Origin of the sequence: Leucobacter muris (assembly GCF_004028235.1) — a bacterium.
Lineage (GTDB): Bacteria > Actinomycetota > Actinomycetes > Actinomycetales > Microbacteriaceae > Leucobacter > Leucobacter muris.
The window spans coordinates 2143923-2167760 of record NZ_CP035037.1 but is presented as its reverse complement, the minus strand read 5'-3'; the positions used below and the strand labels follow the sequence as shown (position 1 = coordinate 2167760).

The window sequence follows — 23838 nt, the reverse complement described above, 5'->3', positions numbered from 1 at the left end:
GGTGCGGGCGATGCTGCGCCTGCGACGGGCTCGGAGGCGCGGCCGTTACTTGCCGCAGGCGCAGTCGGCGCCGCCGCAGCGGCAGGCCTCGCCCGCGCAGCAGCCGCAGCCGGTTTGCGCGCAGCAGCCGCCCGCGGCGTCGGTGCCGCACGCGGCCCCGGCTCGCGCGTCCTCGGGAAGGTTCATGGCGGGGTTCTGGTCGAGGAAGCCGTGCGGCTTGAACCAGAAACCCGAGTAGTCGACCGGCATGATCGGCCAGTCCTCGGGGCGCGGGATGTGGGTGGGGCCGAAGACGTGCCACAGCACGAGGTCTTCGCCGTCGAGCGAGCGGTCGGCCCTCGTCCACTCGGGCAGACCCGCGCCCGGGGCGTGGGCGCCCGGATGGAAGCCGGCGGGGTAGAGCTGCTCGGGGTCGTACTGCGTGCCCCAGAGGTGCCGGGTGGCGAAGTTGGCGCGGCCGTGCACCGTCGACTCGGGCTGCGCTGCGAGCAGCATCTTGCCCTCGGGGATCAGCCAGTAGGCGGTGGGCTTGCCCACGGCGTTCGTGCGGTGCGCTGATCGCACCTCCCAGACGCGGCCTGTGAGGCCGTTCGCGATGCGCTGCGCCTGCTGCTCGCTCGCCAGCTGCGTGTCCGACCAGGTGAACGCGTTGCCGTGGGGGTTGTCCGGCCCCGTGGGGATGCGCACAGCCTCGATCTCGTGCAGGGTGTTGTCCTCGCCGTCGACGGCGACGTCGATGCGCGCGCAGAAGAGGTGCTGGTGCACCGGCGTGAAGATGCCGGGTGCGATCTCGGGGGCGTGCGGGTTGTCGGATCCGGGCACGCCGGCGCCCGCGAAGACGATGCCGGTGGCCTTCGCCTCGACCTGGATCGAGCCGTCGAGGTAGAAGTACCAGAAGAAGCCGTAGTCGTAGTTGCCGATCGTGGCGAAGTAGCTGACGACGAGGCGTCGGCTGCGGCGCGTCTCGGCGTTGCCGTCGAGGTCGGTGTGCTTCCAGAGGATGCCGTAGTCCTCTTCGTGCATGCAGACGGCCTGCGGAATGCTCACCGGGTTGCCGTGGTCGTCGGGCACGAACGCGTCGAAGTAGTGGATCACGCCCAGGCAGTCGCAGCCGAGCGCGAGCGAGTTCGCGTTCTTGCCGAGCAGGTACTCCCCGGCGTCGAAGTAGCTGATCCAGTAGCGGCTCACCGAGGTGTCGCCGTAGGGCACGACCATCTCGGGCACGCTGGCGCGGTGGGCGACCGAGCGATCCTCGTCGCCGTCGCGGAAGGAGATCTGGTTGAGCACCAGACCCTCCTGCTGGGTGAAGCCCACTCGGAACTTCCAGTTCTCCCACTGCACGAGGCTGCCGTCGACCGAGAACGACGGGCCCTCGGGCTGGGTGATCTCGATGGGCTTGAGGCTCGTGCGGGCGGGCCCCTGCACGTCGAGGGTGTAGTTGCCGTGCTGCTCGGGCACGGGCACGTCGCCCTCGTCGTCGATGCGGATCACGCGGCGCTCGGTGAGGTCGACGTGCACGACGAGGCCCTCGATCGGGTGGGCCCAGGGGCTGTCGGTCTCGGAGAAGCGCAGGTAGGTGTGGGAGCGCACGATGCGGCGGCCGACCTCGTCGTCGCGGGCGAAGAAGCCGGGCGCGAGCGGCGAGCAGAAGGCGAGGTCCATGTGCGCTTCGAGCCCGCGCCGCCGCATGGCGGCCTGCCACTCGGGGGAGGCCTTCACGATCGCGGCGGCGTCCTCGTACTCCTCGAAGAGGTACTGCGGCTGGCCGTAGGGCTCCTCGGTGTTGGGCAGCACCCGCAGGCTGTCGATCTCGCCGCGCGTGACGGCGACGATCGCCTCGGATGCGACACCCGTGCTGCGGTCGAGCAGCGTGACGCGGATGCGGCGGTCGAGGGGATCGCCCGGGCGCCACGCGGCGAGGTCGGCCTTCGCGGGGTCGACGGGGAGCATGCGCGGCACGCGCGTGTGCTCGGTGAAGTGGTCGGCCTCGGCGAGGATGCGGCGGGCTTCGGCGATCTCGGCGCCCGTGAGCGGGTCGAGCGGATGCGCGGCCGTCTCGAGTGTGGTCACCCGTTTGCCGTGGGTGTGAGTGGCGTCGGGCAGGTGCCGGCTGGCGGGGGCGTGCGTCATTGAAAACATCCTCGTCGTGGGGACCGATCTGAACATCCGCTTCTCAGCATCCCAAGCGGCTTGGCATTTGGATAGCTCGAAGCGCGGCCGCCGTTGACCGTGGGCGCTGTGCGGTTGACGCTGGGGGAACGATGCCCCCGGCGGGGTCTCCGCGGCCGTCCGCGACGGCGCCCCGCAGTTGACTCAGCGGGAAGAGTGATGGGCTGCGAGCGCCCACCCCCTCGTCGCCGCGCCGGGAAGCCGTCAGGATGAGGGGAGAGCGGGCGCTGAGGCCCGCGAGAACCGGCCTCGGGCGAAAGGAACCTCATGGCAGAGCAGAACGACGGTGTTCAGGGACGAGTGGTCGTCATCACGGGCGGCGGAACCGGGATCGGCGCGGCCGTCGCCGAGCGCTACGCGAGCGAGGGCGCGCACGTCGTGCTCATCGGCCGCCGTCTCGGGCCCATCGAGGAGGTCGCCGCGAGGCTCGGCGGCACAGCGATCGCGGCGGACGCGGCCGACGGCGAGTCGGCCCGCGCGGCGGTCGCCGCGATCCTCGAGCGGTTCGGCCGCATCGACGTGCTGATCGCCAACGCCGGCGGTCACGGCTTCAACCCGGTGGGCGACACCGATGACGAGACCTGGGAGTCGTCGATCACCGTGAACCTGACGACGGCGTTCACGATGTCACGCGAGACGCTGCCGTCGCTCATCGAGAGCCGCGGGCAGATCGTGGTCATCTCGTCGCTCGCGGGCGTGTTCGCGGGCCCGAAGGTCGCCGGTTACACCACCACGAAGCACGCGCTCATCGGCCTCACCCGCTCGATGGCCCGCGACTACGGCGTGCACGGCGTGCGCGTGAACGCCGTCTGCCCGGGCTGGACGCGCACCCCCATGGCCGACGCCGAGATGGACGAGTTCATGGAGCACGTGCCCGAGATCGCGAGCCGCGAGGAGGCCTACGGCCGCGTGACCCGCGACGTGCCGCTGAAGCGGGCGGGGGAGCCCGAGGAGATCGCCTCGGTGGTGCGCTTCCTCGGCTCGGACGAGTCGTCGTACATCACCGGGGCCGTGATCATGGCCGACGGCGGCGCCCACGTGGTCGATCTGCCGACGCTGGCGTTCGAGCACGTCGGCATGTGAGGGCGGGAGGCGGCGTGATGGAGTTCGCGGATACCGTACTGCGGGGCGGCAGGGTCTACACCCTCGATGAGGGGTTCACCGTGGCGCAGGCGATCGCCCTGCGCGACGGGGCGGTGCTCGCGACGGGCGGCGACGACGAGGTCTCGGATCTCATCGGGCCGGGAACCCGCGTGGTGGAGCTCGCGGGGAGGGCGGTGCTCCCCGGCATCGACGACTCCCATCTGCACGGGGCGGCGTGGGGCATCGGCAGCCCGCCGTACTCCCTCGACCTGTCGTACCCCGCGGTGCGCTCGATCGCCGAGATCGTGGAGACGGTGCGGGGCGCCGCCGGCACGACCCCGCCGGGCGACTGGATCGTCGGCCAGGGGTGGGACGTGGGCTACCTGCGCGAGTGCCTCGACGGCGAGCGCGCGATCCCGCACCGTTCCGACATCGACGGCGTCTCGCCCGATCATCCCGTCTGCCTCACCGATTTCTCGGGCCACATGGTGCTCGTCAACAGCGCTGCGCTACGCCTCGCGGGCGTCGACCGAGACACGGTCGCGCCCGCCGGCGGCGTGATCGACCGCGACGAGAGCGGCGAGCCGACGGGGATCCTGCGCGAGGGAGCGCAGGATCTCGTGCAGTCGATCATCCCGCGACCCGACTACGAGACCCGCAAGCGCGCGATCGCCGACGCGGTGCGGCGGCTCAATGCGCTCGGCATCACGGCGTACACCGAGCCGGGTCTCGGCCCGGGCGGCGAGGGGGTGCTCGGCGGGGCGCTCGGGGGCGACGCGATCCGCGCCTACGAGGAGCTCGTCGCGAGCGGGGAGCTGACGGCGCGGGTCTCGGTGCTGATGCTGCCGCTCGCGATGGGGGAGACGGCGGATCGCCTCGAGACGCGCGTGCGCGAGCAACAGGCGGGTCTCGGCGAGACCGACCCGCGGCTGCTGAATGTGATCGGCGTCAAGCTGTTCGCCGACGGCGTGCCTCCCAACGAGACCGCGTACATGTACGAGCCTTACGGGCCGTCGCAGGGGCACGGCGCACTCTGCGTGCACGGTGCCTCGGAGCCGCTGCAGGAGGCCGAGCTGCGCCGGGCGATCGACGCCGTGCACCGGCTGGGGCTGCAGGCGGGCGTGCATGTGACGGGCGATCACGGCATCGACATCACGGTCGACGCCTTCGTCGAGGCGAACGAGCGGCACCCGCGTGACGACGCCCGCCACTACGTGATCCACGGCGACTTCATCTCGGACGAGCGCCTCGCGCAGCTCGGCGAGCGCGGGTACGGCGTGAACATGAACCCGGGCATCAAGGCCCAGATCACCGACCTCATGGACTCGGTGGTGGGCGAGGAGCTCTCGGCGAGGCAGTGGCCCACACGATCGGCCGCGGAGTCGGGGGCGACGTTCTGCGCGAGCTCGGACGCCCCCGTCACCGCGCCGGACTGGCTCGCGGGCGTGGCCGGCATGATGACGCGCCGCTCGAAGGCGACGGGCCGGGTGTCGGGGCCCGAGCAGCGGGTCGGCCTCGAGACGGCACTGCGCGCGTACACGACGAACGCCGCGAGGCAGAGCTTCGCCGAGCGGTGGCGCGGGTCGCTCGAGCCCGGCAAGGTCGCCGACCTGGTGGTGCTCGACGGCGATCCCGCATCTGTCGACCCCGAGCGCCTCACCGAGCTGCGCGTCGATCTGACGCTCTTCGGAGGAGCCCCGGTCTACGAGCGCGGGTGAGCGCCGTCTTCCCGCGCCGAGCGGGGCTGGGTGAAAACTCCTATCGCCGTGCGCGGGGGTTGAAGTCGTCGCTATCCTGAGCGCGAGCTATGGCTCCATCAGGTGAAGTGTGTGCGCTCGGCCGCACGAGTGGTGATCCGCTCGAGGCGCCGAAGCGGGGGGAGCGGGCGCGTGATCGCCGGGTCGGGCCTGCCCGCGTGCGAGACGCCCGGATCGGGGTGCTCGCGCGTCGATGCCCGCACGACGAGAGGAAGACCGCATGCCGAGAACCCGCACACGATGGAGCACTGCGCTCGCGGCTGTCGCCGCGCTCGGTATCGGCGCGGCCGCGCTGGTGGGAGGCGCGGCCCCCGCGGCTCAGGCCGCGCCGGACGACATCGACCCGGATCGGATCGGCACGCTGACGGTGCACGTGCTGACCCAGCCGACACCGCCGACTGGCGTCCCGGGCGACGGGTCGGAACTGCCCGCGCTGCCCGATGGGATCGTTCCCCGTCAAAGGCGTCACGTTCGAATTCGAGCGGGTCACCGAGATCGGCGGGGTGCCCGTCGATCTGACGACCGACGCGGGGTGGGCGATGGTCCAGCCCTACCTCGACGACCCCGCCGCGCTCGCGGCGGCCTCGCCTACGCTGGTGCCGGTGTGGCGGGGCACGACGGGAGGCGATGGGCCCGCCGCCGGCACGGTCACGCTCCGCGCGCTTCGCGTGGGGCTGTACCTGGTGCAGCAGGTGGAGAAGCCGGCGTCGATGACGAGCGACGTGCAGCCGTTCCTCGTCACGGCGCCGATGCCCACGCAGCAGCCCGGCGTCTTCAACTACGACATTCACGCCTACCCGAAGGCGATCGCCCCGGGGGTCGTGAAGACGGTCGACGACGGCGCCGCGCACGCGCTCGGCGATCTCGTGAAGTGGACGATCACCGGCAACGTGCCGCACGTGACGCCCGCGCCGCATCAGTACGAGGTGCTGGACATCCTCCCCTCCGGTCTCGTCTACGCCGACGATCCTGCGCCGACCGTCACGATTCGGCCGACCGCCGGCCCGCCGATCGAGCTCTCGGCGCCCGGCGACTTCACGATCGAGCCGTCACCCACGAGCGTCTGGATGCGGATGGAGCAGCCCGGGCTCGACGCGCTGCGCACGGCGGGGGACGGGGCTCAGGTCGACTTCACGCTCGCGACCCGCGTCGCCTCGGTGCCGACGAGGGGAGAGCTCGCGAACAACGCGGCGCTCTGGCTGAACGACGAGCACCTGAACGCGTCTACCACCCGGACGTACTGGGGCTCGGCGCGGGTGAACAGGATGATCGAGGGTGGCGATCCCGCCGAACAGGCGGATCGGCTCGCGGGCGCGGGGTTCCAGGTGTTCGAGTCCGAGGGCGCCGCCCGCGACGCGGTGGCGCAGGTGGAAGCGGGCCTGCCGGTGACCGGTGCGCTGGAGTTCGCCGAGGGCTCCGGGGTGAGCGAGGACGGCAAGACGTTCGTCACGGCCGATCAGGGCGCCGACCACGGTTTCGCGGTGATCCGCGGCCTGAAGTCGTCGCCGGCGGGTGTGAAGTACTGGTTGGTGGAGACGAGCGCTCCGGCGGGCTACGTCGCGAGCGGCGAGCCGATCGAGATCACTGTGCACCCGGGTCGCAACCCGTCGGGCGCGGGCTCGATCGTGAGCATCGAGAACCGTCAGCGGGAGGCCGGGGCACTGCCCGTGCTGGGCGGTGCTGGCGGCATCACGATCGGTGCCGCGGGCGCGATCCTCATCGCGGGCGGTGTACTGTTCGCGGTGTTCGGACGCCGCACGAAGACCGCCGCCGCAGTGTGAGGGGCCGCTGACGCGAGAGATCCGGCTTCGGTGAGACCAGAACCGAGGAACTGGTCTCATCGAAGCCGGATCTCTCACCCGCGCCGGAGGCGGCGCGGCTCAGCCTCCCAGGTACGCCTGCCGCAGCAGCGCCTCGTCCTCGGCGAGCGCCTTCGCCGGACCCTGCGGGTGACTCACCCGGCCGCTCGCCACCACCATCGCGTCGTCGGCGATGCCCAGCGCGAGATGCGTGAACTGCTCGACGAGCAGCACGCCCACGCCCGAGGCTGCGATCTGCTGGATCAGCGGCAGCAACCGCATGAACACCACGGGCGCGAGACCGAGCGACATCTCGTCGATCAGCAGGAACCGCGGCTTCGAGGCGAACGCCCGGGCGAGCACGAGCATCTGCTGCTCGCCGCCCGAAAGCAGCACCGACTGCGAGTCGATGCGCTTCTCGAGCTCGGGGAACGACTGCATCACCTCCTGCACGCCGGCATCGTTCTTCGCCGTCAGCAGCAGGTTCTCGCGCACGGTGAGCGAGGGGAAGATGGCGCGCCCCTGTTCGATGTGGGCGATGCCCGCGCGCGAGCGCTGCACCCGGCTCCACTTCGCGATCGACTCGCCGTCGACGGTGATGTCGCCGCTCGCGTGCCCGATCACTCCCGAGACCGACTCGAGCAGACTCGTCTTGCCCGCGCCGTTCGGCCCCACGAGGGTGACGATCCGCCCCTCCTGCAGGGTGAGATCGACCTCTGAGACGACCGGCCCGGCCCCGCGGCGCACGGTCACACCGCTCAGTTGCAGTTCGTTCATTGCGTCATCTCCGCATCTCCCATGTAGGCCGCGATCACGGCGGGATCGTCCAGCACCTCGCGCGTCGGGCCCTGAGCGAGCACCTTGCCGAAGTCGAGCACGGTGAGCTCGGTGCACACCGAGCGCACCAGATCGAGGTCGTGCTCGATGACCACGATCGCGGTGTCGAAGCGCGACGGGATCCGAGTGAGACGGTGGCCGAACTGCAGGTGCTCCTCGTGGGAGAGACCCGCCGCCGGCTCGTCGAGGATCAGCACGCGCGGGCCAGACAGCACCGCCGCGGCGACCTCGATGAGCCGGCGCGTGCCCACGTCGACGTTCGCCAGCTGCTCCTCCGGGGGAGGGCAGCCGAGGAACGCGAGGGCATCGGCGAGCTCGTCGTGGTCGAGGCGCTGGCGCGCCACGAAGCGCACGTACGCCTCGACCGACAGCTGCGGCGGCACCCGATCCTGCTGGAAGGTGCGGCGCAGGCCCTTGCGGGCGCGGGCCACCGGGGAGAGCCGCGTGATGTCCTCGCCGTCGAGCAGCACGGTGCCGGTGTGCTGGGGCAGGAAGCCGCTCACCGCGTCGACGAAGGTCGACTTGCCGGCGCCGTTCGGCCCGATGAGGCCCATGATGGAGCGCGGCCGCACCTGCAGCGACACGTCGTCGTTCGCCTTGAGGCTGCCGAACTGCACGCCCAGGCCGCGCACCTCGAGCACCGGCGCCGCATCGGCGGGGATCGGCTCGGCGGCCTCGGGCACCGCGAACACGTCGAGCGCCGTCGTCCCCACCTCGTTCGAGGCGGTCTCGACCCGCGCGGCGCGCCGTTTCCTCGCGCGAGCGCGGAAGCCGCTGCGGATCACCTCGCCGAGGTTCGAGCCGCCCGTGATCGCCTGGATGCCGAGCAGGCCGAAGATCACGAAGCCCCAGTCCTGAGGCACGCCCCAGCGCTTCAGCAGCTCGGGCACGAGCACCCACAGCACGCCGCCGAAGATGGCCATGTCGATGAGGTAGGTGCCGCTCATCACCGCGAGGATGTAGAACGCGATCGACATGATGGGCGTGAAGCTCGAGGCGTAGGGAATGCCCACCTGGCCCGCGAGCAGGCCGCCCGAGACGCCGCCGAGGGCGGCGCTCACCGCGAACGCCGAGAGCTTCGCCATGCGCACGCTCTGGCCGACCGCCGCGGTGCCGCGCTCCGAGAAGGCCACGGCCTTCCAGCTGCTGCCGGCCCGGCTGCGCTGCAGCAGGAACACCAGGTAGATGCAGACGACGAGCACGATCATCGCGAAGAAGAAGTACTCGCGGTCGCTCGAGAACAGGCCGGGGCGCTCGACCGAGAGCCCCTCCTGCTGCCCGGGGAACTGGGTCTGCACGAGCAGCACGTCGACCGCCGCGGCGGCGCCGAGCGTGACGACCGCGAGGTTCACGCCGCGCAGGCGCAGTGTGAATTGGCCTGGTTTGAGTTCCGACCGGTTTTCCTGTCAACCTGTCGGTGACAGAAGTTCCTCGGCCTCAGTATAGTAGGCCTGCTCGACCTCGATCGGGGTACGCATATCGAGCTCCCCGTGAAGGCGCTCATGGTTCCACCACCACACGTATTCGAGGGTCGCGAGTTCGACCTGCTCAACCGTCCGCCAGGGGCCCTGCTGTCGGATCAGTTCGGTCTTGTAGAGGTTGTTGACCGCCTCAGCCATGGCATTGTCAAAACTGTCGCCGACCGTCCCGGTCGAGGGCACTGCTCCGAGTTCCGCAATGCGATCCGTATAGACCATGGCGGTGTAATTCGACCCGTGATCGGCGTGATGGATCAGGCCATCGAGCCTGCCGCCCGATTGCCACGCAGCCATATCGAGTGCCTGCATCGGCAGAACCTCAGATTTCAGCGTCGCAGCGACATTCCAGCCCACGATTCTGCGCGAGTACACGTCAGTGACGAACGCGACATAGGCGAACCCAGACCAGGTGGCGACGTAGGTCACGTCGCACACCCAGAGCTTGCGCGGCCCGTCAGCGGCGAATCTCCGGTTGACGAGATCGGCAGGCAGTGCCGCCGTTTTGTTAGGGCGTGTGGTGAACACGCGCTTTGATTTCCGTACCCCGCGCACGCCGGCGAGCCGCATCAGACGCTCGGTCTGGTCGCGGCCGATCTTCCACCCCTCACGCTTCAGCAGGGCATGCATCTTCCGGCGCCCGTACACGCCATAGTGCTTCGCGTGGAGCCGCCGGATCTCAGGGAGGAGCAACTCGTCGCGCAGCTGCCTGGCTGAGGCCGACCGGGCTTTCGCGGCCCGGTATCCGCGGGAGGTGAGGAACCCACGAACTGCCGCACGCAGCGTACGACAGAGGAACTCGACCCCGAAACGATCACGGTACTCGTCGATGAATCTGATCATTTCGTTCGTGGCCGGTCGAGTTCCTTCGCGAAAAACACGCTCGCGGCTTTGAGTACCTCGTTGGCCTTACGGAGCTCGCTCACCTCGCGGCGTAACCGCCGGTTCTCCTGGGCCATATCGATCGAGGTGCCAGGCTTCGCGCCGGTATCGATGTCGTAGCGGCGCTGCCACACGCGCAGCGTCTCCGGGCTCACTCCGAGGAGCCCACCGACGTGTCGGCAGGCCGCGGTCAGCGACTCGTGCTCGGGACGGGCTTCGGCGAGCATCCGAAGTGCGCGCTGGCGAAGTTCAGGGTCATATTTGCTTGGCATCGTAGTTCCATCCTTGTATAAAGATCGGAACTCAAACCAGGCCAATTCAGTGCGGGCAGGCCGAGCAGCACGCCCGCGACTGCGGCCACGACCGCCCCCGCGAGCAGCCAGACGATGAAACCGCCGGGGGCCTCGTTCTTGTTGAGGAATGTGACCACCCACGCGCCGATCGCGCTGAAGGTGAGCTGGCAGAGCGCGATGATCCCGGCCGACCCGGTGACGATGCCGAGACCGAGCAGCGAGATCGTCGCGGTGACCATGCTGATGGCCAGGTACACGACGTAGCCGGAGAGCCCGACGCTCAGCGCCCAGCCGATGCCGATCCCGAGGATCGCGATGGCGATGGGCAGAACATGGCGCAGGCGCCGATTAGCGAGCAGCATCCCACACCTCCTTTCGCTGCGACCACAGCAGCAGGATGACGATGAAGATGAGCGGCACGAAGTTGCGAACGAGCGCCAGCTCGTTGATCTGCGCGACCATGCCGTTGATGAGGCCGAGCAGCAGACCGCCGACGACCGCGAGATCGAGGCGCTTGAAGCCGCCGAGCAGCGCCGCCGCGGCGGCGGGGATGATGAGCATCGAGAGGGTCACCGCGTCGTTCGACTGCGTCGGCGCGATGATGAGGATCGTGACGGCGCTGATCGCGCCCGTCACCGCCCATACCCCGATGGCCAGCGGCTTCGACGAGATGCCGATGAGCTCGGCCGTGGTGGGGCGGTCGGAGAGCGCGCGCAGCTTGGTGCCGATGGTCGTCTTGCGCAGCACGAGCGCCGCGGCGACCGCGACCAGGATCGCGAGCGAGACGGTGATGACGGTGACCCAGCTCACCACGACGCCGGTGACCGTGAACGCGGGGCCGTTGAAGATGGGCGCGAAGGGCTGCGGCTTGTTGCCGAACAGGATGTACGAGAGCGACATCAGCAGCAGGAAGGGTCCCACGGTCATCGCCGAGCGGGTCGAGAGGTCGGCGTCCGAGAGCCAGGTCGCCGCGATCCAGCCGATGATGGCGGCGAGCAGCGCACCCACCAGGATGCCCGCGATCGTCGCGAGCCAGACGGGCATGCCGAGCTTGCTGGCGAACCAGACGGCGACGAACGCGGCGAACATGCCGGTCGCGGCCTGCGCGAAGTTGACGACGCGCACGAGGCGCGACATGAGGGTGAGCGTGACCGCGAACACGGCGTACACGCCGCCGGCGGCGAGGCCCGAGAGCGCGCCCTGCAGCAGGGCCCCGCCGTTCACGGCCGCCTCCCCGGTGCGCGATGGGAAGTGAGAAGCATGGGAATCCTTCGAGATCTGAAACGGAGGTGCCCGGTGCGGCTGGAGCGAAGCGCTCCAGCCGCACCGGGTGAGTCTGACCCTGAGCCCGTCGTGGGGATCGGCCCCCGCGAGCGGCTCAGGGCGCGGAGCATCAGCTCGCCGGGATCATCAGCCAGTCGTCGGCCGCCTTCTCCCAGGCGTTGGTGCCCGACTTCAGGGTGACGGGCCAGCCGCCCGGCTCGTAGTCCTGAGCGGCGATCTTGTCGAACTGGTAGGGGTAGGCGATCATCGGGTTGTCGAGGGGATCCATGTTCGCGAGCGCCTCGTTGACGCTCTCGCGGGTGATGTCGCCCTCGATGCTCTCGAGCACCTCGACCATGAAGGTCGCGGCGAGGTAGCCGCCCTGGCTGAACGAGGTGAGCGTGATGCCGTTCTCCTCCATCAGCGCCTTCCAGTCGGCGTTCACGTCGCTGTCCTCGGTGAAGGGGTAGAACTCGGCGGGCACGTAGACGCCGGCCGCGCTGTTCGACACGGCCTGCGCGAAGCTCTCGCTGTACACCGAGGTGAGCATCAGGAAGGTGACGTCGTCCCAGCCCTGCTGGTTCGCGGCCTTGAGCATGCCGATGGCGTCGGGCTCGACGTTGTTGGTCACGATGCCGTCGCAGCCGGCCTCGCGCGCCTTCACCACGTAGGGGGTGTAGTCGGCGCCGCCGTAGGGAACTGTGTCGTCGACGTACAGCGGCTCCTTGCCGGTGATGTCGCTCCAGCGGTCGACGCCGGCCTGGTAGGCGGGGCCGGTCGAGCCGATGACGCTCGTCAGCACGCAGAGGTTCTCGAGGCCGAGCTCCTCGGAGCCGTAGAGCATCGTGAGCGTGGTGTCGTTGAACGGGCCGATGTTGGCCGGCGCGATGTTCGGGGAGTTGAAGCAGCCGGGGTCGACGCCGATGCCCTGGATCGAGCGCACGTTCTCCTGCTCGTAGTACTTCGCGTTGATCTCGCAGTCGAGCAGCGACGCGCCGCCGACGAGAGCGACCACTTCGTCGCTGCCGACCAGTTCGCGCGCGGAGGCGGTGGCGGTTGCCGGATCGGCCTTGTCGTCGGTGACCTTGTACTCGATCTGGCGCCCGTTGATGCCGCCGTCGGCGTTGACCTTGTCGAAGACGGCCGCAGCCGCCTCGGAGGCCTCGGGGAACGTGGCGGGGCCGCTGATGGTGTTGACGGAGCCGAGTTTGATCGGCGCGCCCTCACCGCCGCCGTCGCTGCCCGCGCAGCCGCTCAGCACGAGTGCGGCCGCCGCGGTCAGCGCGGCGGCGCCCAGGATGCGTGATTTCATGGTGTGTCCTCTCGGATGGGTGAAGGGGGGAGGTGAAGATCGGGATCAGACCGGCTGCACGTCGGGGTACTTGACGGTGCCGAGCGGGTAGATGTGGCCGCCTGCGCGCGAGTGCTCGGACTCGCCGCGGCCGTTGATGCCGAGGAAGATGCCGGTGGTCATGAGGTTGTAGCCGAGGTCGTGCAGCCAGACGCTCGCGACCGAGATGCGGAACTCGCGGAAGCAGAAGAGATAGAGGCCCTCGTCGAGCTTCCAGACGGTCGAGAGGTCCATGTCGCCGTGCCCGCGCTGCACGCCCTGCAGGTTCTGCCAGGCGTAGCGCTCGGTCGACATGTACACGTGCTCGTACAGGTGCTCGGGGCTGTAGCGGTAGAGGTTGCGCATGCCGATCAGGTCGCGCGACTCCGCGGGGGTGTCGCCGCTCGCCTCGCCGCCGTCGAGCTGAACGGCGTAGAAGTCCTGCTTCACCTGCGGCTCGCCCTCGACGCGCTCGGCGTCGATGTGCGAGTGGGCGACGATGCCGCGGCCGGTGCGCTCAGACCAGACGATCGTCACGGCCTCGCGCTCGCGCGACTCCAGCGGCAGGTTGAGGAAGAAGACGTCCTTGCGCACCTGCACGGCGTCGTAGGGGTCGCGCGCGTCGCTCGCGCCGATGACGCCGCTCGCGCTCCACGTCGCCGTCTCGGCGTCGAACCGCGCGGTGAGGGTGCTGCCGTCGTCGAGGGTGAGCGCCAGTCTGCGGCCCTCGAGCGACACGTTCGGCAGGCGGTAGGTGTCGATGCCCGCGGCGAACTCGTCGTACGTGGCCCACTCGTCGACGCCGCGGCGCTCGTCGCGGAGGTCGGCGATCTGTGCATCGGTCATTCTTCTTCGTCTCCTTTGATGAAGTCGGAAATGGCCGCGGAGGCCGCGGTATCCGGAATACGATTCTCAATGTAGAGAGTCGGAGGGCTTCGGTGTGCGGCGAGCACCGCCTACGACAACCTTCGTGCGCTACCGGTCAACGAGTATCACGACTCGGTTTCGGTCCGGTCCGCGCGGGGTGCGGCGGAAGCGCGCGACCCGCGGGGAGGGGAGCGCGACAGAGGCCTCCCCGGGCGGTCGGAACCGCTCGGGGAGGCCTCTGGGCGAGCGCGCTAGACGCGCCGCAGATCGCTCGGCGAGACGCCGTACGCCGACTTGAACACGCGGCTGAAGTGCGCGGCATCGGTGAAGCCCCAGCGGGAGGCGATCGCCGAGACCGTGCGGTCGCTGAGCACGGGATCGAGCAGGTCGGCGCGGCAGCGTTCGAGACGGCGCTCGCGGATCCAGGTCGACACCGTGGTGTCGGCCTGCCGGAACAGCGAGTGCAGGTGCCGCGTCGAGATGTAGTGGGCCGCTGCGATGCTGCCCGGCGAGAGATCCGTCGACGACAGGTGCAGATCGATGTAGCTGTAGATCTTCTGCAGCAGCACCTGATGCGGATCGCGCTGGCCCGGCTCGGCGTCGAGAATGCTCGAGAAGAGCGTGCCCATGAGGTCGAGACTCGTGTGGGCGAGCTTCGCGCGCACCGGGTCCGAGAGGTGGGCGAGCTGCGCGGGGAACTGCGATAGGAACGCCGTGATCACGGGGGCGACGCCCCGGTGCTCCTGGCTGAGCGAGACCGCGGTCAGCTGCTCCGTGAACGCGCTCGGCAGCTCGAGCCGATCCTTCGGGAACATCATGATGAGGTTGCGGAAGTCCTCGCCGAACAGCAGCGAGTAGGGCCGCGACGTGTCGTACACCGAGAGGTCCCCGGGCCGCATCACGAGCTCCTTGCCGTCCTGCACCAGGATGCTGCTGCCCGACAGCAGCAGGCTCACCTTGTAGTAGCCGCTGCCGCCGTTCGCGATCGTCTCGGGGGTGCGCTCCACGAGGTGCGGCTTCGCCGCGACCTCGGTGAACACGACGTCGTCGGCGTCGGCCGAGCACAGCCGCGCAGCGAACGGGCCGCTGCGCTCCGCGCTGATCTCGAGCGGCACGAACGAGGTCGAGATCATGCGGCGGAACACGCCGAGGCTCTCGACCTGGGTCGGCCGGGTCTCTGCGCGAGACGCGTTCTACTGTTCTGCAGTCGGCATGCCAGTCACCTTTCTCATGATGCAACGCCTTTGATGCAACACCCTTTAGCCGAGAGGATACCTCCTAAACCTCGGCGAGGGCCTCCTCGAGAGCGCCGAGCAGGATCGGCAGCTCCGTCTCGCTGAACGCGAGCGGCGGGCGCACCTTCAGCACGCTCTCGTCGCGGCCGATGCGCGAGATGAGCACCTTGCGGGTCTTCATCGCCTCGACGACCTGCTTCGCGAGCTGCGGAGCGGGCTCGCCGTCGACCGCGAAGTCGAGGCCGAGGAACATGCCCACGCCTTTCGCCGAGCGCACGAAGTCGTACTGGTCGGCGAATCCGCGGAAGCGGGCCGCGGCCTCATCGCCGAGCGTCTTCGCCCGGGCCATGAGGCCCTCCTCAGCCATCTCGATCAGCACGGCCTCTCCGACCGCCGCCGACACGGGGTTGCCGGCGAAGGTGTTGAAGAACTCGTTGGTCGAGCCGAACGCGTCGAGCACGGCCTCGCTCGTCACGACCGCCGACATCGGGTGCCCGTTGCCCATCGGCTTGCCCATGGTCACGAGGTCGGCGTCCATGCCGGCGTACTGGTGGCCCCACATGTGGGTGCCGGTGCGGCCGAAGCCGCTCTGCACCTCGTCGGCGATCACCATGCCGCCCGCGGCCCGCACCCGCGACACGATGCCCTGCACGAGCCCCTCGGGTAGGCGGGGCATGCCCTCGGTCGAGAACAGGGGGTCGAAGAGACAGGCGGCCACGCCGTAGCCGGCCTCCTGCAGCGAGGCGATAGCCCCGTTGAGATCGGCGAGCGTCTCCGCGAGCACCTCCGCCTCGGGGCGCGGATCGCGATCCAGATCCGGGATCCGCAGCGCGCGCACGTTCGGGTCGAGCGGCGTCGCCGTCTTCAGGCCCGTGGTGAGCCCCGCGAGCGTGATCGTGGTGCCGTGGTAGCTGTAATCGGACACGATCATGCCGGTGCTGCCCGTCAGTTGGCGGGAGATGCGGATCGCCAGCTCGTTGGCCTCGGATCCCGAGTTGCCGAAGAACACGCGGTCGAGGCCGGTGTCGAAGGTCGAGAGCAGGTGCTCGGAGTAGTCGATCACTCGCTCGTTGAGGTAGCGCGTGTGCACGTTGAGGGTCGCGGCCTGCTGGGCCAGCGCCGACACGACCCGTTCGTTGCAGTGGCCCACGTGCGGCACGTTGTTGTAGCCGTCGAGGTAGCGGTCGCCGCTCGCCTCGGTGAACCAGACGCCCTTCGCCGACACGAACTGCAGCGGCTCGGTGTAGAACAGCGGCGAGTAGGGGCCGATGGTGCGATTGCGGCGCTCGATGAGTTCGACGTTCGAGGTCATGCGGTGCTCCTTGATGGTGGGGTCAGACGGACACGAGCTCGCGCGAGAGGCGCACGATGTTCGGCAGCACGGTGGTGGCGTGCCACTCGGCGGTCGGCTCGCCGCGGCGATCGGCCGACCAGCCGAGGTAGGTGAGGCCGCGGGCCAGCAGGATCGCGGGAAACACCTCGTGGTCGGCCGCGTCGAGCGGGCGCACCGACTCGTACCCCGCGAAGAGGGCGTCGCGGTACTCGCCGTAGCGGGGGTGCGGGGTGAAGAAGTAGAGCGCGGTCGCGAGGTCGAAGAGGTGCCACCCGGCGGCGAAGTCGTCGAAGTCGATGAGCACGAGGCCGTCGGCCGTGCGCAGCACGTTCTCGGGGGTGAGGTCGGCGTGGATCGGGCCGAAGCGGTGCTCGGGGGTGCCGTACGCGCCGAGCACCTCGCGAATCCGCCCGATCGCGGCGACCACGGCCTCGCGATCCTCGCCCTGCAGCTCCTCGATCCGCAGCGGATCGCCCCAGGCGGGCTGCGGGCCGACGAGCCCGTCGAGATCCCAATCGTCGCGGGGCACCGCCATCGTGTAGCCCGACTGCTCGGTGGCGCGGTGCACCTCGGCTGCGAGTCGGCCGAGCTCGGCGAAGTCGGCCGGGTCGAGGTCGGCGGTGCCGGCGACCGCCGTGCGCTCGTCGCCGAAGCTGCCGCGGTTCGGGATGAGGTGCTGCAGGTCGACCTGGTGGACGCCGGCGGCGTGCTCGCGCCCGACCACGCAGAAGCCGCGCCCGTCGCGCGCCGTGACGAAGTCGGGCACCGCGACGCCCTCGCCGTGCAGCGCGCGCACGAAGTCGAGCTCGCAGCCGAGCTCGTCGTCGGTGTGGTAGCCCCGGCGGTGCACGCGCAGCACGTAGTCGGTGCCGCCGTCGCTGAGCGAGAACACGAAGTTCTCGCGCTGCTTGAGCAGGGCGAGCTCGGCCGAGGGGTCGAGGTCGTACTCGGCGAGGGCTTCGCGCGCGAGCTCTGCGGCGGCGGTGAGATCGACGGTGATCATGCGGTTCCTTCCGGCGGAGGCTGTCGGGCTCGCGCCCTCGACAGAAAGCTATACGCTGAGTATAGAAACTGAACTCGGAGTACACAAGTGCGGGGTTCTGCTCCTAGACTGAGGGGATGCAGTCCGCGACCCCCGCACCCTCCACGCTGCGCGAGCGGCGGCAGCAGCGCACCCGCGAAGAGCTCGTCGAGGCCGTGCTCGCCGTCATCGGTCAGAGCGGCCTCGCCGACACCACGATTGACCGGGTCTCGGCCGAGTCGGGGGTGTCGCGCGGCACCGTCTACGCCTACTTCCCCGGCGGTCGCGACGAGCTGCTGCGCGCCGCATACGCCCGCCTCGGGTACGGGCTCGTCGAGCGCACCCGCGCCGCGGTGTCGGCGGCGAGCGACTGGCGAGGGCGGCTCGTCGCCCATGCCCGGGCCATGTTCGACCTGGCCGACGACCCCCGCATCGGCCACTTCTACAACGTGTCGGGCCCCACGCTCATCGTCGACGGCGCCGAGCGCGGCATCGGCTCGGGCGCGAGCATCGTGATGATCCGCGAGGCGCTCGAGGCCGCGCAGGCCGCGGGAGAGGTCGACCCCGCGGTCGACGCCGACGCGGTGGCCGCGCTGCTGGTCGGCGCGATGCGCGAGGCCGCGATGGGGGTCGCCGCGGGGGACCGGGACGCGGATCGCGCCTTCGCCGCGTTCGCCCGCCTCATCGACGGGCTCGCCGCGCGCTAGGCGGCAGCCGGCGGCGAGAGCGGGGACCTCCCGCGACGGCTCGACCTCGTCGAGAGGCGGAAAACGCATGCGCCGGCCCGGGAAGGCATGCGAAACCCGCCTTTCGGTGCTGCGGATCGGGTTGGGTCGCTGGAGCGCGGCGGGTGGGGCTCGGCCGGGGCCGCGGATCGGGTCGGGTCGCTAGAGTGCCGCGAGCAGCGCGTCGACCGCGGCGCGCGCGCGGGCCGTGCGGCCCTCGTCGCGGTCGAAGTCGCCGATGAACACGTTGCCGAGGGCGGCGGAGAGCACACCCTGCGCGGCGGCGTCGCGGGCCGCCTCCGGCGCGCCGTGCTTCGCTTCGGCGATGTAGGCGGCGAGTCGCTCGCGCGTCGACGAGTAGGCGGCGGCGAGCACCTCGGCGATCTCGGGGGTGGAGCGCGCGAGCTCCACGAAGGCGAGCACGATCGCGTTCTCCGAGCTGGACGCCGCGAACTCGGTGCCGAAGAGGTAGTCGAGCGCGCCGTCGAGGCTGGCGACGGCGGCGGGCAGGATCGCGGGCCGCCCGTTCTCGTCGGCGTAGAAGGCGCGCGCGGTGTCGAGCAGCAGGCGATCCCGGTTGCCGACGAAGTGGCGCACGTGCCCGCGCGACATGCCCGCCGCGTCGGCGATGCGGTCGAGCGTGGTGCCGCTGATGCCGTGCTCGGAGATGGTGCGCAGGGTCGCCTCGATGATCTGCTCGCGGCGCTCGTCGGCGACCGATGGGCGTGCCATGCGCGCTCCTCCCGGGGTGAGTGCGGGCGCCGCGAAGCCCGCGGTGCCTCCCCGAAGAATAGCGGGATCTCGCCGCGAACAAAAATTGTCTAGTCGGACTTGACTAATTACGGAAGCGCCCCTACCTTGGTTCTCACCCGGCTGGTCCGGAGGGCGGTCTCGCCGTGAGGATGCTCTCGTGACGAGGGGTGCCGTGGTCGCGAGGGGAGGCATCCCGGGCGCGAGAGCAGGCACCCGTTCGCGAGAAGGGCACGCTCTCGCGAGACCGGCGCCCTCGCGGCGGCGAGACCCGGAGCCCCATCCCGAAGGAGTGATATGACGACGCAGTACCACCGCCTCGGCCCCGCGCCCGTGAGCGAGCTCGCCCGCGAGGAGCGGGTGCGCATGCGCGACGGGGTGCGCCTGGCGACCGACGTCTACCTGCCGCGGGCAGGGGGCTCGCGATCGACGGACGCGGATCGGCCGGAGGGAGCGGAGCGGCCGGCGCCGGACGCGGACCCCGCGCAGACGGGCGCCGCGCAGACGGGCGCGCTCGACGAGACCCCCGGCGACACGATCCTGATCCGCCTGCCCTACGACAAGAGCGGCGAGTACACCTTCATCCCGCTGATCGCCGAGTACTTCACGCGGCACGGCTACCGGGTGGTGGCGCAGGACGTGCGCGGCAAGTTCCGCTCGGAGGGGGAGGCGCTGCTCTTCGTGAACGAGGTGCGCGACGGCTCCGACACCCTCGACTGGATCGTACAGCAGCCCTGGTCGAACGGCCGCGTCGCGATGTGGGGCGACAGCTACTACGGCTACACGCAGTGGGCGGCGGCCGCGAGCGGCCATCCCGCGCTCAGGGCGATCGCCCCCCCCGGGTGACCGGCACGCAGTTGGGCGAGCCCGTGCACCGGCGCCCGGGCGATCGCACGCGTCCCGTCGAGTGGGCGATCACCAACCTCTACCCGCTCACCCACTTCCACGGGCCCGACACCTGGCTGTGGGAGCCCGACTGGTCGCGCGGGGACTTCGCGGCGCAGGCCGAGGCGTTCATGGCGCACGCCGGCTCGCGATCCCGCTCCTACGATCAGTGGGCGCCGCACCCGGTGACCCTGCCGCGCTTCCCGCAGGGCGACCCGTTCGCGGGCCGTTCCGTTTCGGCGCTGCACACGATCGGCTGGTGGGACAACTGCGCGCCGCTCTCGTGGGCCGACGTCGACACGATCCGCGAGCACCCGAACTGGGATGCTCTCCACTACCTGCGCATCGAGCCGATCGACCATGAGAGCTTCCGCCTGGTCGAGCGCGCCGCCGACCGGGTCGAGCAGCGCAGCGTGGCGCAGATCCGTGCGCTGCTCCCCCGCACGCTCGATCCGGCGCTCGCCTTCTTCGAGGTGTTCGTGCGCGGCAACGGTTCGCCGGCCGATGTGCCGCGGGTGAGCTGGAACCTGGCGGCCAGCGACGAGGGGGACGCGGGGGAGATGCGGATCGCCGACGCCTGGCCGCCCGCCGGGGTGCGCGTCGAGACGCGCTTCGCGACGCCGCGGGGCGGTCTCGCCGCCGAGCGTCCGGCGGAGGCGGGCGAGGCGAGCTGGCGGCACGACCCCGCCGACCCGGTGCCCTCGAGCGTGCCCGACGCGTTCTCGTACCTGCTGCACCTGCCCGACGAGGCGCCCATCGGCGCCCGCGACGACGTGCTCGTCTTCGAGGCGCCGGTGCAGCCCTGCGACGTCGATCTGGCGGGCCCGGTCGAGGCGCGCGTGCGGCTGCGCTCGAGCGGCCCCGTCGCCGACTGCTTCGTGCGGCTGCTCGACGTGGCGCCCGACGGCACGGCGCTCAGGATCGCGCGCGGTCAGCTGCAGCTGCGCGACGCGACGCGTGCCGAGACGCTCGCCATCGACCTCGGCCACGTGGGCTATCGGCTGCGCGCCGGTCACCAACTGCGGGTGCACGTGTCGAGCAGCGACTACCCGGAGTTCCTGCCGCAACCCGGCACGGGTGCGGACCCCTGGACCGAGGGGGAGCGGATGCGCACCAACACGCAGACCATCGTGATCGGCGGGGCCGACGCCCTCGCCATCGACATCCCCGTGCTGGAAGGAGCACTCGCATGACCGCCGCAACCGCAACGGCGCCCGCAGCCGCCCGCGCCCCCGGTGAACTGCCGGCGCCGACCCTCGAGTACGTCTTCGAGATCCGCGCGACGGTCGATCCCGATCTGCGCATCGGCCGCGGGGCCGACGAACTGCTCACCTTCACTCCGATCTCGGGCGGCAGCGTGACCGGGCCCCGCTTGAACGGAGAGGTGCTCGCGGGCGGCGGCGACTGGGCGGTCGAGCGCTCGGGAACCGCGCAGCTCGAGGCCCGCTACCTCATCCGCGCCGACGACGGCGCCGTGATCGACGTGCTCAACCGCGGCTACTTCCGCGCCACCGACGAGGTGATGGCGCGCATGGAGCGCGGCGAGGCGGTGCCCGAGAGTGACCCGGGCCTGTACTTCCGCACGGCTCCGGTATTCCAGACCGACGCCCCCGCGCATCGCTGGCTCGCCGAGCACCAGTTCATCGGCCTCGCCCGCGACGGCGAGGGCGGGGCCGGCGAGCCGCAGGTGTGCATCAGGGTCTTCGCGGTGCGATGATGCGCGGGATCGGGATCGGGATCGGGATCGGAGCCCGGGGCGGCGCGGGGATGGGCGCCGGCTCAGCGTCCGCGCGGCAGGGCGCGCAGCGCCGAGAGCGTGATCTCCCGGGTGCGCGCCGCGTGCCAGTAGGCGGGATCCTCGGCGTTCGCGAAGTAGGAGCCGCGCAGCAGCAGGTAGCCCAGCTCGGTCGCGAGTGCGGGGTCGGCGTAGCCGGCCTCGCGGGCAGCGCGGTGCAGCACGGTGCGGTACGCCTCAGATTCTCGGCGCAGGGCGTCGCGCAGGGCGGGTTCGGTCTCGGCATTGGCCACGATCTCGAGGATCAGGGCGCGCAGCACGGGCTCGACCTCGTCGGGCTCGGGCTCCCACGAGACGAGCGCCTCGAAGCGCTCGACCGGCGAGAGGCCGTCGGCGGCGCCCTCGTACTCGGCGCGCCAGCGCGCGCTCGCGCGGTCGAGCACGTTGAGGATGAGCTCTGCCCGCGAGGGCAGGTAGTTCGTGACGAGGGTGGTGGACCCGCCGAGCTCGCGGGCGACCGCCCGAATGGTGACGGCGTTCGCGCCGGCGCTGCGCGCAACGCGGATCGTGGCCTCGGCGATGGCCTGCAGGCGTGCTTCGCGGTCGATGTCCTTGGGCATATCGCGAGCCTAGCGAGCAGCGAAACCAAAATGCAACATTGATAGACAACAGCGTTGTATTATGATGACGAGGGGACGGATCACCGACGATCCACCCCGAAGCGATTCCGAAAGGACGGAACCATGAAACGAAGCGGACTGGTCGTAGGACTGGCGCTCGGAACAGCGGCGCTCTTCGCCGTCACCGCCTGTGCGCCCCGCGAGGGCGGCACCGCCGACAATCGCGAGGCGATCGACGAGACGCAACTCGTCACCGCGCTGCCCGCCGGCGAGAACCCGGTCGACGAGGTCGTGTGGTCGGTCGTCGAGGGGGAGCCCGCGACGCTCGATCCCGGTTCCTCGGCGACCGTGATCATCCCCAACCTCTGCGAGAACCTGCTGCAGCTGCAGCCCGACTTCTCGATCGCTCCCGGCGTCGCGGAGAGCGCGGACTGGGCCGATCCCGTCACGTTCGTCATCAAGCTGCGCGACGACGTCACCTTCTGGGACGGCACCCCGCTCACGGCCGACGACGTCGTCTACAGCCTGCAGCGCGGCCAGAACCCCTCCTCCCAGTGGTACGCCGCCTTCGTGCTCATCTCGAGCATCGAGCAGACCGGCGACCTCGAGGTCACCGTGCGCTTCAACGCCCCGACTCCGCCTTCCGCGACGCCATCGCGGGCGGCGCCGGCGCCGTGATGAGCCGGGCCTACGGCGAGCAGGCCGGCCCCGCCCTCGGCACCTCCGAGGGCGGCCTCATGTGCACCGGCCCCTACCAGCTCGAGCAGGGCGGTTGGAAGCCGGGCAGCGAGATCGTCACCACCGCGAACGAGCACTACTGGGGCGGCGCCCCGCTCGTGCAGACGCTCAAGTACGTCTTCGTCACCGACGGGTCGACCCTCTCGACCGCGCTCGCCCAGGGCGAGATCGACGGCGCCTACAACGTGCCGCCCGGATCGCGCAGCACCTTCGAGGGCGAGGGCGCCGGCAGCCTGATCCTCGGCCCCTCCACCGCGTCGTTCAGCTTCGGCCCCGCGACCGCAGAGGGCCCCGCCGCCAACCCCGCGATCCGCCAGGCGCTCAGCCTCGCCATCGACCGCGAGAAGTACATCGACACCGTGCTGAACGGGCTCGGCGAGGTGCAGAAGACCATCGTGCCGCCCTTCACCTTCGGCGAATCCGAGGCGAGCAGCGTCTACCAGGCGGCCTACGACGAACTCGACGCCCCCGAGGTCGACCTTGAGCGGGCCGAGCAGCTCATCGAGCAGAGCGGCGAAGACGTGAGCCGACCCCTCGTGGTCGCGATCCCCGCGGGCGCCAAGGAGTTCCAGCAGACCGCCGCGATCATCCAGAGCGCGGGCAAGAGCATCGGGCTCGACATCGAGATCGACGAGATGCAGCCCGCCGACTTCGGCGCCATGTTCTACGACCCGGGCGCCCGCGACGGCATCGACTTCGTCGCCACGCAGGGCTACCTCGAGACCCCGGGCGTGATCGGCTACCCCTCGCTGTTCATGCTGCCCGAGGATCGCGGCGGCGTCTTCAACTGGAGCGCCTACTCGAACGACGAGGTCACCGCCCGCATGGAAGCGGCCCGCACCGCCACCGACCCCGAGACGGCGGCCGAGGAGTTCGTCGCCGCGCAGCGCGTCTTCGCCCCCGACCAGCTGCAGGTCACCCTCGCCGGCGCCTACCAGCTCACGTACCTCTCGGACGAGCTGACCGGCGCCACCACCTCGATCGCCATCTACAGCAGCCCCTGGGCGCTGCACCTCGGCGGCAAGTAGGCCCCGCTCCGGG

Annotated in this window: 22 protein-coding genes; 9 read left to right on the top strand and 13 right to left on the bottom strand. The window is 70.5% G+C overall.

Annotated elements, in window-relative coordinates:
• Positions 1–45: 45 nt before the first annotated feature.
• Complete coding sequence (locus tag Leucomu_RS10120; RefSeq protein ID WP_128387140.1) at positions 46–2130, bottom strand: primary-amine oxidase; 2085 nt, start codon at positions 2128–2130, stop codon at positions 46–48.
• Positions 2131–2436: 306 nt separating this feature from the next.
• Here Leucomu_RS10120 and Leucomu_RS10115 point away from each other — a divergent pair, with 306 nt between their 5' ends.
• The 3 genes from Leucomu_RS10115 (at position 2437) to Leucomu_RS10105 (ending at position 6790) form a co-directional block, all read left to right on the top strand.
• Positions 2437–3252 carry an SDR family NAD(P)-dependent oxidoreductase gene (locus Leucomu_RS10115; protein WP_128387139.1) on the top strand — a complete coding sequence of 272 codons (816 nt, stop codon included), beginning with the start codon at positions 2437–2439 and terminating at the stop codon, positions 3250–3252.
• A 17-nt stretch (positions 3253–3269) separates the two neighbouring features.
• The gene (locus tag Leucomu_RS10110) at positions 3270–4970 is read left to right on the top strand and encodes an amidohydrolase (protein ID WP_128387138.1); all 1701 of its coding nucleotides are present in this window, start codon (positions 3270–3272) and stop codon (positions 4968–4970) included.
• 479 nt (positions 4971–5449) lie between these two features.
• Positions 5450–6790, top strand: a complete 1341-nt coding sequence (locus Leucomu_RS10105) for a SpaH/EbpB family LPXTG-anchored major pilin (RefSeq protein WP_128387137.1) — start codon at positions 5450–5452, stop codon at positions 6788–6790.
• A 99-nt stretch (positions 6791–6889) separates the two neighbouring features.
• Here the strand turns inward: Leucomu_RS10105 and Leucomu_RS10100 are convergent, their stop codons facing one another.
• The 10 genes from Leucomu_RS10100 to Leucomu_RS10055 form a co-directional block, all read right to left on the bottom strand.
• Positions 6890–7585, bottom strand: a complete 696-nt coding sequence (locus Leucomu_RS10100) for an ABC transporter ATP-binding protein (protein WP_128387136.1) — start codon at positions 7583–7585, stop codon at positions 6890–6892.
• Positions 7582–8997, bottom strand: a complete 1416-nt coding sequence (locus Leucomu_RS10095) for a branched-chain amino acid ABC transporter ATP-binding protein/permease (RefSeq protein WP_267128413.1) — start codon at positions 8995–8997, stop codon at positions 7582–7584. Before Leucomu_RS10095 ends, Leucomu_RS10100 begins: the two co-directional genes overlap by 4 nt.
• Before the next feature lie 54 nt (positions 8998–9051).
• A protein-coding gene (locus Leucomu_RS10090; protein WP_128387751.1) for an IS3 family transposase occupies positions 9052–10274 on the bottom strand; the annotation gives its coding sequence in 2 pieces (ribosomal slippage) (positions 9052–9989 and positions 9989–10274; 1224 coding nt in all).
• Positions 10193–10657, bottom strand: a complete 465-nt coding sequence (locus Leucomu_RS10085) for a hypothetical protein (protein ID WP_228407065.1) — start codon at positions 10655–10657, stop codon at positions 10193–10195. The genes Leucomu_RS10090 and Leucomu_RS10085 overlap by 82 nt, the downstream gene beginning before the upstream one ends.
• Entirely contained in the window at positions 10644–11519 is an 876-nt protein-coding gene (locus Leucomu_RS10080) for a branched-chain amino acid ABC transporter permease (protein ID WP_128387135.1), read from the bottom strand. The genes Leucomu_RS10085 and Leucomu_RS10080 overlap by 14 nt, the downstream gene beginning before the upstream one ends.
• Positions 11520–11688: 169 nt before the next feature.
• Positions 11689–12870 (bottom strand): ABC transporter substrate-binding protein, encoded by a 1182-nt coding sequence (locus Leucomu_RS10075; RefSeq protein WP_128387134.1) that lies wholly within the window; start codon positions 12868–12870, stop codon positions 11689–11691.
• Between the two features lie 45 nt (positions 12871–12915).
• Complete coding sequence (locus Leucomu_RS10070) at positions 12916–13734, bottom strand: MoaF C-terminal domain-containing protein (protein WP_017883282.1); 819 nt, start codon at positions 13732–13734, stop codon at positions 12916–12918.
• 272 nt (positions 13735–14006) lie between these two features.
• Positions 14007–14888, bottom strand: a complete 882-nt coding sequence (locus Leucomu_RS10065; RefSeq protein ID WP_128387838.1) for an AraC-like ligand-binding domain-containing protein — start codon at positions 14886–14888, stop codon at positions 14007–14009.
• A gap of 145 nt (positions 14889–15033) precedes the next feature.
• Positions 15034–16302 (bottom strand): aspartate aminotransferase family protein, encoded by a 1269-nt coding sequence (locus Leucomu_RS10060; RefSeq protein WP_128387133.1) that lies wholly within the window; start codon positions 16300–16302, stop codon positions 15034–15036.
• A gap of 22 nt (positions 16303–16324) precedes the next feature.
• Positions 16325–17326, bottom strand: coding sequence for a phosphotransferase enzyme family protein (locus tag Leucomu_RS10055; RefSeq protein ID WP_017883279.1), 1002 nt, complete (start codon positions 17324–17326; stop codon positions 16325–16327).
• 116 nt (positions 17327–17442) lie between these two features.
• On the opposite strand from Leucomu_RS10055, the gene Leucomu_RS10050 reads away from it, so the two are divergent.
• Positions 17443–18051 carry a TetR/AcrR family transcriptional regulator gene (locus tag Leucomu_RS10050; RefSeq protein WP_017883278.1) on the top strand — a complete coding sequence of 203 codons (609 nt, stop codon included), beginning with the start codon at positions 17443–17445 and terminating at the stop codon, positions 18049–18051.
• A gap of 180 nt (positions 18052–18231) precedes the next feature.
• Here Leucomu_RS10050 and Leucomu_RS10045 read toward each other — a convergent pair whose 3' ends face one another.
• Positions 18232–18801 (bottom strand): TetR/AcrR family transcriptional regulator, encoded by a 570-nt coding sequence (locus Leucomu_RS10045; protein WP_128387132.1) that lies wholly within the window; start codon positions 18799–18801, stop codon positions 18232–18234.
• A gap of 315 nt (positions 18802–19116) precedes the next feature.
• Between Leucomu_RS10045 and Leucomu_RS15525 the strand changes: the two genes are divergently transcribed.
• Genes Leucomu_RS15525 through Leucomu_RS10035 form a run of 3 tightly spaced genes read left to right on the top strand, consistent with a single transcriptional unit; the run spans position 19117 to position 21421 of the window.
• The gene (locus tag Leucomu_RS15525) at positions 19117–19665 is read left to right on the top strand and encodes a CocE/NonD family hydrolase (RefSeq protein WP_228407063.1); all 549 of its coding nucleotides are present in this window, start codon (positions 19117–19119) and stop codon (positions 19663–19665) included.
• Positions 19662–20897, top strand: a complete 1236-nt coding sequence (locus tag Leucomu_RS10040; RefSeq protein ID WP_228407062.1) for a CocE/NonD family hydrolase — start codon at positions 19662–19664, stop codon at positions 20895–20897. The genes Leucomu_RS15525 and Leucomu_RS10040 overlap by 4 nt, the downstream gene beginning before the upstream one ends.
• Positions 20894–21421, top strand: coding sequence for a DUF3237 domain-containing protein (locus Leucomu_RS10035; RefSeq protein ID WP_128387131.1), 528 nt, complete (start codon positions 20894–20896; stop codon positions 21419–21421). Before Leucomu_RS10040 ends, Leucomu_RS10035 begins: the two co-directional genes overlap by 4 nt.
• A gap of 62 nt (positions 21422–21483) precedes the next feature.
• Here the strand turns inward: Leucomu_RS10035 and Leucomu_RS10030 are convergent, their stop codons facing one another.
• Positions 21484–22059 carry a TetR/AcrR family transcriptional regulator gene (locus Leucomu_RS10030; protein WP_017883274.1) on the bottom strand — a complete coding sequence of 192 codons (576 nt, stop codon included), beginning with the start codon at positions 22057–22059 and terminating at the stop codon, positions 21484–21486.
• Between the two features lie 123 nt (positions 22060–22182).
• On the opposite strand from Leucomu_RS10030, the gene Leucomu_RS15720 reads away from it, so the two are divergent.
• A complete protein-coding gene (locus Leucomu_RS15720; protein WP_267128412.1) occupies positions 22183–22737 on the top strand; it encodes an ABC transporter substrate-binding protein in 555 nt (184 codons plus the stop codon).
• Complete coding sequence (locus Leucomu_RS10025; RefSeq protein WP_267128411.1) at positions 22737–23825, top strand: ABC transporter substrate-binding protein; 1089 nt, start codon at positions 22737–22739, stop codon at positions 23823–23825. Before Leucomu_RS15720 ends, Leucomu_RS10025 begins: the two co-directional genes overlap by 1 nt.
• Positions 23826–23838 lie beyond the last annotated feature (13 nt).

What these genes read in the sequence shown, in the direction of transcription:
- Leucomu_RS10045 (WP_128387132.1), bottom strand. Translation starts at nt 18,801, where the DNA reads ATGGCACGCCCATCGGTCGCCGACGAGCGCCGCGAGCAGATCATCGAG.
- Leucomu_RS10105 (WP_128387137.1), top strand. Translation starts at nt 5,450, where the DNA reads ATGGGATCGTTCCCCGTCAAAGGCGTCACGTTCGAATTCGAGCGGGTC.
- Leucomu_RS10060 (WP_128387133.1), bottom strand. Translation starts at nt 16,302, where the DNA reads ATGACCTCGAACGTCGAACTCATCGAGCGCCGCAATCGCACCATCGGC.
- Leucomu_RS10070 (WP_017883282.1), bottom strand. Translation starts at nt 13,734, where the DNA reads ATGACCGATGCACAGATCGCCGACCTCCGCGACGAGCGCCGCGGCGTC.
- Leucomu_RS15525 (WP_228407063.1), top strand. Translation starts at nt 19,117, where the DNA reads ATGACGACGCAGTACCACCGCCTCGGCCCCGCGCCCGTGAGCGAGCTC.
- Leucomu_RS10110 (WP_128387138.1), top strand. Translation starts at nt 3,270, where the DNA reads ATGGAGTTCGCGGATACCGTACTGCGGGGCGGCAGGGTCTACACCCTC.
- Leucomu_RS10115 (WP_128387139.1), top strand. Translation starts at nt 2,437, where the DNA reads ATGGCAGAGCAGAACGACGGTGTTCAGGGACGAGTGGTCGTCATCACG.
- Leucomu_RS10120 (WP_128387140.1), bottom strand. Translation starts at nt 2,130, where the DNA reads ATGACGCACGCCCCCGCCAGCCGGCACCTGCCCGACGCCACTCACACC.
- Leucomu_RS10100 (WP_128387136.1), bottom strand. Translation starts at nt 7,585, where the DNA reads ATGAACGAACTGCAACTGAGCGGTGTGACCGTGCGCCGCGGGGCCGGG.
- Leucomu_RS10075 (WP_128387134.1), bottom strand. Translation starts at nt 12,870, where the DNA reads ATGAAATCACGCATCCTGGGCGCCGCCGCGCTGACCGCGGCGGCCGCA.
- Leucomu_RS10065 (WP_128387838.1), bottom strand. Translation starts at nt 14,888, where the DNA reads ATGATCTCGACCTCGTTCGTGCCGCTCGAGATCAGCGCGGAGCGCAGC.
- Leucomu_RS10055 (WP_017883279.1), bottom strand. Translation starts at nt 17,326, where the DNA reads ATGATCACCGTCGATCTCACCGCCGCCGCAGAGCTCGCGCGCGAAGCC.
- Leucomu_RS10025 (WP_267128411.1), top strand. Translation starts at nt 22,737, where the DNA reads ATGAGCCGGGCCTACGGCGAGCAGGCCGGCCCCGCCCTCGGCACCTCC.
- Leucomu_RS10050 (WP_017883278.1), top strand. Translation starts at nt 17,443, where the DNA reads ATGCAGTCCGCGACCCCCGCACCCTCCACGCTGCGCGAGCGGCGGCAG.
- Leucomu_RS15720 (WP_267128412.1), top strand. Translation starts at nt 22,183, where the DNA reads ATGAAACGAAGCGGACTGGTCGTAGGACTGGCGCTCGGAACAGCGGCG.
- Leucomu_RS10085 (WP_228407065.1), bottom strand. Translation starts at nt 10,657, where the DNA reads ATGCTGCTCGCTAATCGGCGCCTGCGCCATGTTCTGCCCATCGCCATC.
- Leucomu_RS10030 (WP_017883274.1), bottom strand. Translation starts at nt 22,059, where the DNA reads ATGCCCAAGGACATCGACCGCGAAGCACGCCTGCAGGCCATCGCCGAG.
- Leucomu_RS10035 (WP_128387131.1), top strand. Translation starts at nt 20,894, where the DNA reads ATGACCGCCGCAACCGCAACGGCGCCCGCAGCCGCCCGCGCCCCCGGT.